A 14,975-nucleotide genomic window follows, 5' to 3' on the forward strand; every position below is an offset into this window, starting at 1 on the left:
CGCGCGGTGCGATCCCCGGTGCGATCGCCGGCGTGATCCCCTACGCGCGCCGCATCGTCGACACGAGCGCCGCATCCTCGCCCGTCCCGGCCGGCCGTGCCGATGCGGCGTCGGCCGGCCGCGGGCGCTCGCCCAGCCCCGTGCCGCCGGTGCGCCGCCGCGCGGCATGCCGCTCGATCACCCGTTGCAGCACGCAGAACACGCACAGCAGCGCGCCGATCACGATCCGCGTCCACCACGAGCTCAACGTGCCGTCGAACGTGATCAGCACCTGGATCGTGCCGAGGATGCCGACCCCGAACACCGAGCCGATCACGTAGCCCACGCCGCCCGTGAGCAGCGTGCCGCCGATCACGGTCGCGGCGATCGCGTCGAGCTCCATTCCCTGCGCCTGCAGCCCGTAGCCCGACAGCACGTACAGCGTGAACACCACGCCGCCGAGCGCCGAGCAGAAGCCGCTCAGCGCGTAGACGCCGATCTTCGTGCGCGCGACCGGCAAGCCCATCAGCAGCGCCGAACGTTCGTTGCCGCCGATCGCATACACGTTGCGGCCGAACCGCGTGAAATGCGCGACGTAGATCGCGGCGGCCAGCGTCGCGAGCGCGATCAGCGCGCCGGCGCTCAGCGTGCCGCCGCCGACCGGCACGCTGATGCCCGCGATCGCATGAAACGTCGGCTCGTTGATCGTGATCGACTGCGTCGTGATCAGGAAGCACGCGCCGCGCGCAAGAAACATCCCCGCGAGCGTGACGATGAACGGCTGCAAGCGAAAGCAATGGATCAGCGCGCCCATCGCCGCGCCGTACAGCGCGCCGAATGCGAGCACGAGCGGCACGATGACCCACACGGGCCAGTGCAGCCGCTCGGCGCCGACCGCGCAGAGGATCGTTGTCAGCGCAACGACCGAGCCGACCGACAGGTCGATCCCGCCCGACACGATCACGAACGTCATCCCGATCGCGACGATCAGCAGGAACGCGTTGTCGACGAGCAGCCCGGTGAGCACCTGCATCGAGAAAAATCCGGTGTACATCACGGACCCGAAACCGAACAGCGCGGCGAACAGCAGGATCGTCACGACGATCGGCAGCGTGCGCGGGTCGGCGAGCCGGCCAAGGAATCGGGTCATCGGGGCGTCGCTCCGGTGGTGGCGCGCGAACGCGCGGATGGCAGCAGCCGTGACGCATGCCGGACGACGAGCGCGCGCGCCGCCTCCGACTGGATCAGCGTCACGACGATCACGACGACCGCCTTGACGACGAGCGTCGCCTCCGGCGGCACGCCGATCGAATACGTCGTGTAGGTGAGCGTCTGGATGATCAGCGCGCCGAGCACGGAGCCCGCGAGGCTGAAGCGGCCGCCGAGCAGCGACGTGCCGCCGAGCGTCACCGCGAGGATCGCGTCGAGTTCGAGCAGCAGCCCGGCGTTGTTGCCGTCGGCGCTGCGCACGTTCGAGCTCGCGAGGATGCCGGCGAGCGCCGCCATCACGCCCGAACACAGATACACGCCGAACACGACCGCACCCGCGCGCAGCCCGACGAGCCGCGTCGCGACCGGATTCACGCCGATCGCGCGAATGAACAGCCCGAGCGCCGTGCGGTTCACCAGCAGCGCGGTCGCGGCGATCGTCGCGATGGCGATCCACACCGCGCACGGCACGGTCGCGAGATAACCGCCGCCGAGCGCGAGATAGCCGGGCGCGCCGATCGGGATGATCTGGCCGCCCGTCAGCAGCTGCGCGACACCGCGGCCGGCCACCATTAGGATCAGCGTCGCGATGATCGGCTGCATCCCGACGAACGCGACGAGCAGCCCGTTCCAGGCGCCCGCGAGCAAGCCGACGCCGAGCGCGGCGGCCAGTGCGGCACCGACCCGCGACGGATCGGCGTCGAGCACGATCGCCGCGGCCGCGCCGGCGATCGCGACGATCGCGCCGACCGAGATGTCGATCCCGCGCGTCGCGATCACGAGCGTCATCCCGAGCGACACGATCACGAGCGGCGCCGCGCGGTTCAGGATGTCGATCGGCGCGCCGAACAGGTGGCCGTCGAGCAGCGCGATCGACAGAAAACCCGGACGATGCGCGACATCGAGCGCGAACAGCAGCGCGAGCGTCAGCACCGGCCACGCGAGCGAATGACGAAACAGCGTGCGCGGCGGCGTCATGACTGGCCTCCCGCGATCAGACGGTACACCTGCTCCTCGGACGCATCGGCGCCGGTCAGCTCGGCGACCTTGCGACGGTCGCGCAGCACCGCGATCCGGTGGCTCACGCGCACGACCTCGCCGATCTCCGACGAGATGAACAGGATCGCGAGCCCGGTCTTGCACAGCGCGAGCACGCGCTCCATGATGTCGAACTTCGCGGCGACGTCGATCCCGCGCGTCGGTTCGTCGAGAATCAGCAGCTTCGGGTCCGTCGCGAGCCAGCGCGCGAGCAGCACCTTCTGCTGGTTGCCGCCCGACAGCAGGCCGATCGGCTGCTCCGCGTCGCGCGCCTTGATGCCGAGCCGGGCGATATACGACTCGGCGATCTCGCGCTGGCGCGCGCGCCCGATCAGCCGCCACCAGCCGCGCCGCGCCTGCAGCGCGAGGATGATGTTCTCGCGAATCGACAGCGCGGCGACGATACCCTCCTTCTTGCGGTCTTCCGGGCAATACGCGATGCCGTGCCGCACCGCGTCGTGCGGCGACGCGAGCCGCGTGCGCGTGCCGTCGATCTCGATCGCGCCGGTGTCCGGGCGCTCCGCAGCGAACGCGAGCTGCGCGGTTTCGGTACGCCCCGAGCCGAGCAGCCCGGCCAGCCCGACGATCTCGCCGGGCCGCACGTCGAGATCGAGCGCGCTCATCATCCCGCGCCGGCCGACCTGCTGCATCGACAGGAACGGCGCGGCGTCGCCCGCGGTGCGCGCGGCGGCCGCGGCACCCGCCTGCAGCGTATCGGACATCCGCTCGCGGCCGGTCATCTTCGCGACCAGCGCGTCGACCGGCAGGTCGCGCGCCAGGTACTCGCCTTCGCGCTCGCCGTTGCGCATCACGGTGATCCGGTCGGACACCGCATAGGTCTGCTCAAGGAAATGCGTGACGAACAGGATCGCGATGCCCGACGCCTTCAGCCGGCGCAGCACGTCGAACAGCCGCGCGACCTCGCCGTCGTCGAGGCTCGACGTCGGCTCGTCGAGGATCAGCACGCGCGCATCGACGGAAACGGCGCGCGCGATCGCGACCATCTGCTGCACGGCGATCGGGTACGCGTCGAGCGAGCGCGTGACGTCGAGCGACAGGTCGAGTTCCGCGAGCGCCGCGCGCGAGCGCGCATGGATCGCGTTCCAGTCGATCGCACCGCGCCGCATCGGCTGACGGCCCGCGAAGATGTTCTCGGCGACCGACAGGTTCGTGCACAGGTTCACTTCCTGGTAAAGCGTCTGGATCCCGGCCGCCTCGGCTTCGCGCGGCGCGGCGAAGCGCACGGGCCGGCCGCCGACGCGAATCTCACCCGCGTCGTGCGCATGCACGCCGGTGAGCACGTTGATCAGCGTCGACTTGCCCGCGCCGTTCTGCCCCATCAGCGCATGGATCTCGCCGGGAAACAACCGGAAGTCCACGCGCTGCAGCGCGCTGACACCCGGAAATGACTTGTCGATGCCGGTCATCTCGACCACCGGCGATTGCGTCATGACCCCTCCGTCGAAACGGTTGCGATGCGGTTGCGAAGCGGTTGCGACTCGGGCGGCAGCCGCGCCGCCGCCCGCGCGGGACATCAGTACTTGCGGGTCGGCAGCACCTGCGCCGCGACGTTCATCGGGAACACCGTCTCGTTCGTGACGATCCGCTTGGGCAGCTGCTTGCCGGCGACCACGTCCTTCACCGCGCTCATCAGCTGCGGGCCGAGCAGCGGGCTGCATTCGACGTCGACGTTGATCTTGCCGGCGATCATCGCCTGGAAACCGCCCTTCGTCGCATCGAACGACACGACGCTCACGTCCTTGCCGGGCTTGATCCCGGCTTCTTCCATCGCCTGGATCGCGCCGAGCGCCATGTCGTCGTTGTGCGCGTAGACGACGTTGATCTGCTTGCCGTAGGTCTTCGCGAACGCTTCCATCACCTGCTTGCCGCCGGCGAGCGTGAAGTCGCCGCTCTGCGATGCGATCACCTTGAATTTCGGATTGTTCTTGATCACTTCGAGCAGGCCCGCGCGGCGATCGTTGGCCGGCGCGGAGCCGACGGTGCCCTGCAGCTCGACGATGTTGATCGGGCCCGCATCGTTCTTGTAGCGCTCTTCCATCCAGTGGCCGGCGCGCCGCCCTTCCTCGAGGAAGTCCGAGCCGATCATCGTCACGTACAGCGACGGGTCCTTCACGTCGACCGCGCGATCGGTCAGGATCACCGGGATATGCGCGGCCTTCGCTTCGGTCAGCACCGGTTCCCAGCCCGATTCGACGACCGGCGAGAACGCGATCACGTCGACCTTCTGCGCGATGAACGAACGGATCGCGCGAATCTGGTTCTCCTGCTTCTGCTGCGCGTCCGAGAATTTCAGGTTGATGCCGGCGTCCTTCGCCGCGCCCTTCACCGACACGGTGTTCGCGGTGCGCCACGCGCTTTCCGCGCCGACCTGCGAGAACCCGAGCGTGATCGGCTTTTGCTGCGCGAACGCGCCGTGCGCGAACACCGTCGCCGCGGCGACGAGCGCGCCGGCCGTCAGCTTCCTGAAGAATGTCATGGTCCGTCTCCGATGATGTCGTTGTATGCCGCTGCGCTGTTGTGGTTCTGCGTGGCGCGGGGATGCGGGTCGGGCTGCAGACCGGGCTGGCGCGTGCGGCCGGCCCGGTCTGCATGCCCCGCATCAGTCTAGGAACAAGTCCGATAACCTTCCAATGAAATATTGGATTCGGGCGATATCGGAATCGGCATACGTATAAACACCTAAACGGGCTGGGGGCGGTGCGGCGGAGATGGGGAAAGGCGCCGGCCATACGAGCGCACAAGGCGCGATCATGGGCGGCTTCCTGAACCGGGGCGTGCGCCGGGCTCGGTCGCGAGCGGCTGGCTGATGGATCGCTTCGACCGCTAACGGGTGAGCGCCGCGAGTTTTTGCCTGGCGGCACGGTCGCTCCGGGCCCGGCAGGTGCTCGCCTTTGCTTGGGGATCGTTCATTCCCGGCACGAATACCGGTATGAACGCGTTGACCGCGCGCTTCTACCCGACCGTCGCTCACGCCGGCCAGGATTACCGCGCATCGCCATCGCCGGCGACGCCAAACCGCCGGTCGATGCCGCTGCCGCGACCGCGCGACGTCTCGCCGGCCCGATTCGGCACGACGCCGGCCGCATGCGGCCGGCCGTCGTCGGCCGCGCGCGCCGGGTTCAACGCTTGCAGCACGCTCGCGCGCCCACCGTCGTCATCGGGCAATTGCGGCATCCCGCGTGCAAAGGCCGGCGCGACCGCCGCCGCGAGCAGCGCGGCGATCGCCAGCCGGGAAAGGCGCTTCATCGCCTGTCTCCCGGTCACTGCGCGCTGACGGCCGGCACCGGCGTCGACGCGGTCGCGGTGGCCTGCTCGCCGTGCGCGATCGCATAAAGCTCGCGATTGCGCGCGATCGTCTGCGGGCTCGGCGGATAGTCCCAGTTCGACATGGGCACGGTGCCGTCGCGCTGCGCCTGAACGAGCTCGGCGATCACGTCGGCACGGGTCGGGCCCGACGACGACGCTTGCGCGAAAGCGGCTACCGGCGTGCCGATGGCGAGGGCAAGCAGCGCGGTCGCTGCGATCAGTCTGCGATTCATGATGAAACTCCCCAGAACGGTTAGATGAGGACGCATCGTCGATGCGCCGCCGGCGGTGCCGCGGATGCGGTTCTCCGCCCGACGTCTTCATTCTGGTGACTGCGGCCGGCACGACGCTGACCGTTACATGACAATCCTGAAATCTGCGGCGCCACGCGCAGATAACAGTTTCGTAATCTTCGAGTCAGGGCCGGGTCAACGCGGCACCGGCAGACTGCACGCTCGTCGCATCCATCGCGGCGCCCTTGCCCTGCTTCGAGGAAAACATCATGTGGATCGTCCGGCTGGCGTTACGCAGGCCCTATACGTTCGTCGTGCTCGCACTGCTGATCTTCATCGCGGGCACGCTCGCGATCCTGCGCACGCCGACCGACATCTTTCCGAACATCGACATCCCGGTCGTCAGCATCGTCTGGTCGTACAACGGCTTTTCCGCCGAGGACATGGCCAAGCGCATCACGACCAACTACGAGCGCGCGCTCACGTCCGACGTCGACGACATCGAGCACATCGAATCGCAATCGCTGAACGGCGTGTCGGTCGTGAAGATCTTCTTCCACCCCGGCGCGGACATCAATCGCGCGATTGCCGAAGCCTCCAGCAACTCCGCGTCGATCCTGCGGATCCTGCCGCCGGGCACGCTGCCGCCGAACATCATCACGTACAACGCGTCGACGGTGCCGATCCTGCAGCTCGGGCTGTCGAGCAGCACGCTCGCCGAGCAGCAGCTGTACGACCTCGGCAACAGCTTCATCCGCACGCAGCTCGCGACCGTCCAGGGCGCGGCCGTGCCGCTGCCGTTCGGCGGCAAGGTGCCCGAGATCGTCGTCGACCTGAACATGCGCGCGCTGCAGGCCAAGGGGCTCGCGCCGATCGACGTGGTCAACGCGATCAACGCGCAGAACCTGATCCTGCCCGGCGGCACCGCGAAGATCGGCGCACGCGAATACAACGTGCAGATGAACGGCAGTACGCAGACCGTCGCCGCGCTGAACGACCTGCCGGTGAAGACCGTCGGCGGCAACGTCGTCTATGTGCGCGACGTGGCCCACGTGCGCAACGGCTACGCGCCGCAGACCAACATCGTGCGCAGCGACGGCAAGCGCGCGGCGCTGCTGACGGTCGAGAAGACCGGCAGCGCATCGACGCTGACGATCATCGGCCAGGTGAAGGCGATGCTGCCAAAGATCGCGGCCGGCCTGCCGAAGGCGCTGCACATCACGCCGCTCGGCGACCAGTCGGTGTTCGTGAAAGCGGCGATCCAGGGCGTCGCGCGCGAAGCGCTGATCGCCGCGTGCCTGACGGCGCTGATGATCCTGCTGTTCCTCGGCAGCTGGCGCGCGACGCTGATCATCGCCGTGACAATCCCGCTCGCGGTGCTGACGTCGCTGTGCGCGCTGGCCGCGCTCGGCGAGACGATCAACATCATGACGCTCGGCGGGCTCGCGCTCGCGGTCGGGATTCTCGTCGACGATGCGACCGTCGCGATCGAGAACATCACGCACCACCTCGAACGCGGCGCGCCGCTCGAGGAGGCGATCCTGACCGGCGCGGGCGAGATCGCCGTGCCGACCTTCGTGTCGACGCTGTCGATCTGCATCGTGTTCGCGCCGATGTTCCTGCTGACGGGCGTCGCGCGCTACCTGTTCGTGCCGATGGCCGAAGCGGTGATCTTCGCGATGATCGCGTCGTACTTCTTCTCGCGCACGCTGATCCCGACGCTCGCGATGGTGCTGATGCGCGCCAAGGGGCACGGCAAGCCGCCGCGCGGCATCTTCGCTCGCTTCGCGCGCTTCCAGGCCGCCTTCGAGCACCGTTTCGAAGCGGTCCGCGCGCGCTATCGCGCGCTGCTGTCGGCCGCGATCGCGAACCGGCGCCGCTTCGCGGCCGCGTTCCTGCTCGCCTGCGTGGCTTCCACGAGCCTGTTCGCCGTCGCCGGGCAGGATTTCTTCCCGTCGGTCGATACCGGCGAGATCCGGCTGCACCTGCGCGCGCCGACCGGCACGCGGATCGAGGAGACCGCGCGCCTGACCGACGAGGTCGAGACGCGGATCCGCTCGGTGATCCCCGCGAACGAACTGGCCGGCGTGCTCGACAACATCGGCGTGCCGGTCAGCGGGATCAACCTGACCTACGACTCGTCCGATCCGGTCGGCGCCGGCGATGCCGACATCATGATCACGCTGAAGCCGAACCACCGGCCGACCGCGCAGTACGTGACGAAGCTGCGCAACCTGCTGAACCAGGCGTTCCCGGGTGTGACCTTCGCGTTCCTGCCGGCCGACATCGTCAGCCAGATCCTCAACTTCGGGTTGCCTGCGCCGATCGACATCCAGATCGTCGGCAACCGGCTCGATGCGAACCGCGCGGTCGCGAACCGGCTGCTCGCGCAACTGCGCGGCGTGCGCGGCCTCGTGGACGCACGCATCCAGCAGCCCGGCGACGCACCCGCGATCAACGTCGACGTCGATCGCACCAAGGCGATCCAGGCCGGGCTCCAGCAGCGCGACGTGGCGCAGAACCTGCTGATCGCGCTGTCCGGCAGCTCGCAGACCACGCCGAACTTCTGGCTGAACCCCGCCAACGGCGTCAGTTACCCGGTGCTGGTGCAGACGCCGCAGTACGACGTCAATTCGCTGCAGTCGCTCGCGAACATCGCGATGCCGACCGCCGCGCAATCGCCGCAGACGCCCGCGGGCGGCCCCGCGGCCGGCGCGGGCGCGCAGAACCTGCTCGGCACGCTGGGCACCTTCTCGCGCGCCGAGCAGCAGGCCGTCGTGTCGCACTACAACGTGCAGCCGGTGCTCGACATCTTCGCGTCGGTGCAGGACCGCGATCTCGGCGGCGTGACGGCCGACGTGACGAAGCTCGTCGACGCCGCACGCGCGCAACTGCCGCCCGGCTCGTCGATCGTGCTGCGCGGCCAGGTGCAGGCGATGCACCAGTCGTTCGCGGGGCTGCTGAGCGGCCTCGTGCTCGCGATCGCGCTGGTCTACCTGCTGATGGTCGTGAACTTCCAGTCGTGGCTCGACCCGCTCGTGATCGTCAGCGGCCTGCCCGCGTCGCTCGCGGGCATCGCGTGGATGCTGTTCGTCACGAACACGACGCTGTCGGTGCCCGCGCTGACCGGCACGATCCTGTGCATCGGCATCGCGACCGCGAACAGCATTCTCGTCGTCAACGCGGCGCGCGAGCTGAGCGCCGGCGGCACGCCGCCGTGGCAGGCCGCGCTCGACGCGGGGTTCAGCCGGTTCCGCCCGGTCGTGATGACCGCGCTCGCGATGCTGATCGGCATGCTGCCGATGGCGCTCGGCCTCGGCGACGGCGGCGAACAGAACGCGCCGCTCGGCCGCGCGGTGATCGGCGGCCTCGCGTTCGGCACGGTGTCGACGCTGCTGTTCGTACCCGTCGTGTTCGGCTTCGTCCATGCGTGGCTCGAACGGCGACGCGATGCGGCCGCCGCACGCCGCGTGCCGGACACGCCGGCACTGCCTTGAGCACGGATACCCGGATAGCTGGACTGGATACCCGCCGATTTCCTCCGACTCGCCCGACTTCGAACCCATCATGAACGACTCGACCGAACCTCTCGCCCAGCTTTCCGCCGAAACGGCGGCGGTGCCGCCTGTCGCGCGCGACACCGCATCCGACGCGCCGCTGCCCCGTCGCGGCCGCAGGCTCGCCGTGCCGCTGGCCGCGCTCGCACTCGCCGCCGCGCTGCTGGCCGCCGGCATCGTGCCGCGTATCGATGCACGCGCCGCGCAGCGCGTGCAGGTGGCCGCGCAGCAGGCGCTGCCGGTGTCCGTGATCCGGCCCGGCGCCGCGCCGGCCGACCAGACGCTCACGCTGCCGGGTGCGGTGATGCCGTACGCGGAAGCGTCGATCTATGCGCGCACGAGCGGCTACATCGCGCACTGGAGTGCGGATATCGGCACGCATGTGAAAGCCGGGCAGACGCTCGCGCAGATCACGGCACCCGACCTCGACGCGCAGTTGCGCCAGGCGCACGCCGACACGTCGACCGCGCAGGCGAACTACGACTACGCGAAATCGACCGCGCAGCGCTGGCAGGAGATGCTGAAGACGCAGTCGGTATCGCAGCAGGACACCGACACGAAGGTCGCCGACATGAACGCGAAGCGCGCGATGCTCGCCTCCGCGCAGGCGAATGCCGCCCATCTGAATGAACTCGTGTCGTACGAATCGGTGACGGCGCCGTTCGACGGCGTGATCACCGCGCGCAACGTCGACGTCGGCACGCTCGTCACGGCGGGCGGCACACCGGGCAGCCCGGGGCTGTCGGGCGAGCTGTTCCACCTCGAGCAGACCGACACGCTGCGCGTGTTCGTCGACGTCCCGCAGGATAGCGCGGCCGGCGTGTCGGCCGGCACGCCCGTGTACCTGACCACGCAGCAGTATCCGGGCCGGCGCTTCGCCGCACGCGTGGCGCGCAGCGCGGGCGCGATCGATCCCGTGACGCGCACGCTGCGGGTCGAGATCGACGTCGACAACCACGACGGCGCGCTGATGCCTGGCGCGTATGCGCAGGCGCACCTGCTCGTCGCGAGTGCGGCGCCCGCGTTCGAGCTGCCGGTCAGCGCGCTGCTGTTCCGGCCGAACGGCGTGACGGTCGCGACCGTCGCCGCGAACGGCACCACCGCGCTGAAGACCGTGCAAATCGGCCGCGATTTCGGCACGCACGTCGAGATCGTCGCGGGGCTGGCCGCGACCGATCGGGTGATCGACAACCCGGGCGATTCGATCGCCGGCGGCGAGACCGTGAAGATCGTGGCGGTCGAGCCCGGCGCGGCGCAGGCGGCTGCGCGGGCCGGCTCGGCTACCGGCGTGCCGGCGGCGCCTCGCGCGGTTGCGGCCGCGGCAGCGCCGGCCGCCGTCGCGGCGCCCGCGTCGACGCCGGTTGCGACGTCGACGAAGGCCCGCAGCTGACCGTTCATGACAACCCGCGAGATCTCCACCATGTGCCTCTTTCATCCGCTCCCGTTCGCGCGCCGCGTCGTCACGCTCGGCATCGCCGCCGCGTTGACCGCATGCTCGACGCTACCCGCCTACTCGCCCCCCACCGTCGCGGTGCCTGCGCACTATGCGGGCATACCGGCTACGGGCGTACCGGCTACGGGCGTACCGGCTACGGGCATACCGGCTTCGGGCGTACCGGCTTCGGCCGCCCCCGTCTCCCAACCCGGCTGGAACGTCGCCACGCCCGCCGATGCCGCGTCGCGCGGCCCGTGGTGGACCGTCTTCGACGACGCCGCACTGAACGCGCTCGAAGCGCGCGTCGACATCTCGAACCAGACCGTGAAGAAAGCCGTCGCCGATCTCCAGCAGGCGCGCGCGATGGTCGGCTACCAGCGTGCGGGGTTCCTGCCGACCGTCACGGCCGGCGTCGCACAAAGCCGCTCGCGCTTGTCGCAGAACAAGCTCGGCTCGTCGCTCGCCGGCAAGACGACGCCCGACTACCAGGCCGGCATCGCCGCGAGCTGGGAACCCGACCTGTTCGGCCGCATGCGCGACGCCGTGACGGGCGCGCAGGCGAATGCCGACGCGAGCGCGGCCGACCTGCAGGCCGTGAGGCTGTCCGTCACGGCCGAGCTCGCGACCGACTATTTCGCGCTGCGCTCGCTCGACACGCAAAAGCAACTGCTCGACGAAACGGTGCGCGCGTATGCCGATGCACTGAAGCTGCTGAAGCAGCAACTCGCGGACGGCGCGATCGACGCGTCGGCCGTCGCGCAAGCCGAGACGCAGCTCGAATCGACGCAGACGCAGGACACCGACATCGACGCGTCGCGCGCGCAACTTCAGCATGCGCTCGCGACGCTGGTCGGCGAAAGCGCGTCGACCTTCACGCTGCCGCCGCGCGTGCAGGCATTCGACGTGCCGGCGATCCCGGCCGGCGTGCCGTCGCAACTGCTCGAGCGGCGGCCCGACATCGCGGCGGCCGAGCGGCGCGTCGCGGCCGCGAACGCGCAGATCGGCGAGGCGCGCGCCGCGTTCTTTCCCGACCTGGTGCTGTCGGCGAGCGCGGGGCTCGAGAGTTCGTTCTTCGCGCCGTGGCTCACCGCGCCGAGCCTGTTCTGGTCGCTCGGCTCGCAGCTCGCCGGCACGCTGTTCGACGGCGGGCGCCGCAGCGCGTCGCTGCATGCCGCGCATGCGCAGTACGACGGCGTGGTCGCCGATTACCGGCAGACCGTGCTGGCCGCGTTCCAGCAGGTCGAGGATCAACTGTCCGCGCTCGATGCGCTCGCATCGGAAGCGAACAGCCAGCAGCGCGCGACCGACGCGGCCGACCTGTCGCTGAAGCTGACGACCAACCGCTTCAACGCCGGTGCGGTCAGCTATCTCGACGTCGTGACCGCGCAGACGATCGCGCTGTCGAACCGGCGCCTGGCCGACCAGATCGCCGCGCGCCGGATGGAGGCGGCGGTCGCGCTGCTGACGGCGCTCGGCGGCGGCTGGAACAAGGATACGGATATGGATGCGCACGCAACGGCCGCCGCGCACGCGGCCGCTACGCCGTCGGCGTCCTGACGAACGTGAGGATGAAGCGCGTGCCGGCCGCGTCGCTTTCGACGCGTGCGGTGCCGCCGTGCAATTCCATCACCGAGCGCACGATCGCGAGGCCGAGCCCGGCCGTGCCGCCCGGCACGCCGCCGCTGCGCGCGGGGTCGCCGCGCACGAAACGCTCGAAGATGCGCGGCAGCAGCGCGGGATCGATCGGCTCGCCCGGGTTCGCGACGACGACGCGCACCGCATCCGCCGTTTCGTCGACGCTCATCGCGATCACGCCGCCCGCCGGCGTATAGCGCAGCGCGTTGGCCAGCAGGTTGCTGACCGCGCGGCGGAACAGTTCGAGATCGGCGGTCAGTTGCCCGTGCCCGTCGACGCGCAGCGTCGATCCCGCTTCGTCGGCCAGCCCTTCGAAGTAGCCGGCGATACGCTCCAGTTCGTCATGCACGTCGAACGCACGCTGCCGCGTGACGAAGCCCGGATGCTCGGCGCGCGCGAGAAACAGCACGTTCTCGATCATCCGCGCGAGACGGTCGTATTCCTCGAGATTCGATTCGAGCAGCGCCTGGTACTCGTCGGGCGAACGCGGCCGCGCGAGCGCCACCTCGGTCGCGCCGCGCATGTTGTTCAGCGGCGTACGCAGGTCGTGCGCGAGATCCGCGCTGAATTGCGACAGGTGTCCGAACGCCTGCTGCAGGCGGCCGAGCATCGCATTCTGCGCGTCGACGAGCGCCGTCAGCTCGCGCGGCGCACGCGACGCGTCGAGCCGCGTATCGAGCTTGTCGACGGTGATCCGGCCCGTGTTCGCGACGATCTCGCGCAGCGGCGCGAGCGATGTGCGGATCAGCCAGTAGCTGAGCAGCATCGCGAACAGCGCGCCCAGGCCGCCGGCGATCTTCAGCCGGTCACGGTAGCCGTCGAGCATCGCGGCGCGATCGCTCATGTTGCGCGCGATCGCGATCCGGATCGTCGAGTGGTCGCGCAACTGCGCGTCGCTGACGACGCCGCGCACGGACACGCCGCCGGCGGCCGTCCAGGTCGCGATCCGGTCGGTGGTGATCCGTTCGTTCGCGGGCACCGGCGTCGCGTGCGGCGGGAACAGCGCGGCGTCGGGCAATGCCGGCAGCGCGGGCGAGGTGGGCGAGGTGGGCGAGGTGGACGTCGATGCGGCTGCCGCCGGCTCGGGCGAGTCCTCGAACCCGGTGCGCTCGACGTTGTGGCGCGCGAGCACGTTGCCCTGCCCGTCGACGACGGCGATCGACAGCGCCGCGTTGCCGAGCACCTGGCTCGTCAGCCGGTCCGCATGCGTGCGCACCTCGTCGAGCGAATCGAGCTCGCCCGCCAGCCGGCGCGTGTGCCGCGCGGCGAGCACGATGTCGAGGTCGTCCTGCGTGCTCACCTGCCGCTCGAGGGCCGTATACACATAGGTGCCGACAAGCGCGAAGACGGCGAGCATGGTCGCGCCGAACGCGAGCGCGAGCGTCGCGCCGATCGAGCGGCCGAGCGTCATGCGGCGTCCTTCGGTTCGAGCACGTAGCCGACGCCGCGCACCGTATGGATCAGCTTGACCGCGAAATCGTCGTCGATCTTCGCGCGCAGCCGCCGGATCGCGACTTCGACGACGTTGGTGTCGCTGTCGAAATTCATGTCCCACACGTACGACGCGATCTGCGTGCGACTCAGCACCTCGCCCTGCCGGCGCGCGAGCAGTTGCAGCAGCGAGAATTCGCGCGGCGTCAGGTCGATCCGCACGGTGCCGCGCTTCACGCGGCGTCGCACGACATCGATCTCCAGGTCGCCCACCGCGATGCGCTCCGTCTCGCGCGGCGGCCCGCGCCGTGCGAGCGTGCGGATCCGCGCAAGCAGCTCGACGAATGCGAACGGCTTCACGAGGTAGTCGTCGGCGCCGAGTTCGAGGCCGTGCACACGATCCTGCACGTCGTCGCGCGCGGTCAGGAACAGCACGGGCGTCGCGTGCGTGTCGCGCAGCCGCTTGAGCACACTCCAGCCGTCGAGCACGGGCAGCATCACGTCGAGCACGATCACGTCGTAGCTTTCCTCCTGCGCGAGCGTCAGGCCCTCGCCGCCATCCTTCGCGAGATCGACGCTGAAGCCGGATTCCTCGAGCCCTTTCTTCAGGTACGCGCCGGTCTTCGGTTCGTCTTCGACTATCAGGATGCGCATGGTCGGCTCCGTCGCATGGGGTGGTGACATGCGCCGATGTTACCGGGAAACGCGGCGCGCGAGCCGCATCGTGCAAGCGCGAAACGGGCGGATTACAAAACTGTAATCGGCGGGTCAGCGTCGTGACTGCCGCGGCAACCAGAATGGGATACGTGGGGCCGCCCCACTCGCCCGTTCGTTCAACCACCAGGGAATCGCCATGAAACTCTTCACTGCCTTTGTCGTTGCCGCGCTGAGCCTGCCGTTCGGTACACAGGCCTTCGCCCAGTCCACGCAGGCGCCGCTCACGCGCGCCGAAATCTACCAGCAGCTGATCAATGCCGAAGCCGGCGGCCTGCTGCCGACGGACCGGAACGACTACCCGCCGTCGCAGGCGCAGATCGCGCGCAATCGCCAGCTTTACGCGCGCGCGCATCCCGATGCGGCGCCGGTCGCGACGGCATCGGCCGGCTCTTGATCGCCGCCTATGTTCGGCAG

Annotated in this window: 12 protein-coding genes; 4 read left to right on the forward strand and 8 right to left on the reverse strand. The window is 69.6% G+C overall.

Translation table 11 applies throughout. The features are described 5' to 3' along the window. Positions 1-40: 40 nt before the first annotated feature. From yjfF to ACTJLD_RS16065, 6 genes are all read right to left on the reverse strand, one after another. Positions 41-1,129 carry a galactofuranose ABC transporter, permease protein YjfF gene (gene yjfF / locus ACTJLD_RS16040; protein ID WP_440659273.1) on the reverse strand — a complete coding sequence of 363 codons (1,089 nt, stop codon included), beginning with the start codon at positions 1,127-1,129 and terminating at the stop codon, positions 41-43. After that, positions 1,126-2,166, reverse strand: coding sequence for an ABC transporter permease (locus ACTJLD_RS16045; protein ID WP_124918835.1), 1,041 nt, complete (start codon positions 2,164-2,166; stop codon positions 1,126-1,128). Before ACTJLD_RS16045 ends, yjfF begins: the two co-directional genes overlap by 4 nt. Further along, entirely contained in the window at positions 2,163-3,677 is a 1,515-nt protein-coding gene (locus ACTJLD_RS16050; RefSeq protein WP_124535447.1) for a sugar ABC transporter ATP-binding protein, read from the reverse strand. The genes ACTJLD_RS16045 and ACTJLD_RS16050 overlap by 4 nt, the downstream gene beginning before the upstream one ends. An 83-nt stretch (positions 3,678-3,760) precedes the next feature. Next, positions 3,761-4,723 (reverse strand): ABC transporter substrate-binding protein, encoded by a 963-nt coding sequence (locus tag ACTJLD_RS16055; RefSeq protein WP_059686211.1) that lies wholly within the window; start codon positions 4,721-4,723, stop codon positions 3,761-3,763. A 506-nt stretch (positions 4,724-5,229) separates the two neighbouring features. Continuing rightward, a complete protein-coding gene (locus ACTJLD_RS16060) occupies positions 5,230-5,493 on the reverse strand; it encodes a hypothetical protein (protein WP_124535437.1) in 264 nt (87 codons plus the stop codon). Positions 5,494-5,507: 14 nt separating this feature from the next. Next, the gene (locus ACTJLD_RS16065; protein WP_027792873.1) at positions 5,508-5,786 is read right to left on the reverse strand and encodes a DUF4148 domain-containing protein; all 279 of its coding nucleotides are present in this window, start codon (positions 5,784-5,786) and stop codon (positions 5,508-5,510) included. A gap of 269 nt (positions 5,787-6,055) precedes the next feature. Between ACTJLD_RS16065 and ACTJLD_RS16070 the strand changes: the two genes are divergently transcribed. The 3 genes from ACTJLD_RS16070 (at position 6,056) to ACTJLD_RS16080 (ending at position 12,335) form a co-directional block, all read left to right on the forward strand. Continuing rightward, positions 6,056-9,283 carry an efflux RND transporter permease subunit gene (locus ACTJLD_RS16070; protein ID WP_059699599.1) on the forward strand — a complete coding sequence of 1,076 codons (3,228 nt, stop codon included), beginning with the start codon at positions 6,056-6,058 and terminating at the stop codon, positions 9,281-9,283. Between the two features lie 70 nt (positions 9,284-9,353). Beyond that, entirely contained in the window at positions 9,354-10,733 is a 1,380-nt protein-coding gene (locus ACTJLD_RS16075) for an efflux RND transporter periplasmic adaptor subunit (RefSeq protein WP_440659274.1), read from the forward strand. Between the two features lie 30 nt (positions 10,734-10,763). Next, entirely contained in the window at positions 10,764-12,335 is a 1,572-nt protein-coding gene (locus ACTJLD_RS16080) for an efflux transporter outer membrane subunit (protein WP_440659302.1), read from the forward strand. On the opposite strand, the gene ACTJLD_RS16085 is transcribed toward ACTJLD_RS16080, so the two are convergent. Next, positions 12,316-13,824: a heavy metal sensor histidine kinase gene (locus ACTJLD_RS16085; RefSeq protein WP_333975741.1), complete on the reverse strand. Its 1,509-nt coding sequence runs from the start codon at positions 13,822-13,824 to the stop codon at positions 12,316-12,318. The two genes, ACTJLD_RS16080 and ACTJLD_RS16085, sit on opposite strands and share 20 nt — an antisense overlap. Continuing rightward, positions 13,821-14,498, reverse strand: a complete 678-nt coding sequence (locus ACTJLD_RS16090) for a heavy metal response regulator transcription factor (protein ID WP_021160488.1) — start codon at positions 14,496-14,498, stop codon at positions 13,821-13,823. Before ACTJLD_RS16090 ends, ACTJLD_RS16085 begins: the two co-directional genes overlap by 4 nt. 199 nt (positions 14,499-14,697) lie before the next feature. On the opposite strand from ACTJLD_RS16090, the gene ACTJLD_RS16095 reads away from it, so the two are divergent. Continuing rightward, positions 14,698-14,955 (forward strand): DUF4148 domain-containing protein, encoded by a 258-nt coding sequence (locus ACTJLD_RS16095; protein ID WP_027792878.1) that lies wholly within the window; start codon positions 14,698-14,700, stop codon positions 14,953-14,955. The last annotated feature ends 20 nt before the right edge of the window (positions 14,956-14,975 follow it).

Origin of the sequence: Burkholderia sp. 22088 (assembly GCF_052045915.1) — a bacterium.
GTDB lineage: Bacteria > Pseudomonadota > Gammaproteobacteria > Burkholderiales > Burkholderiaceae > Burkholderia > Burkholderia cepacia.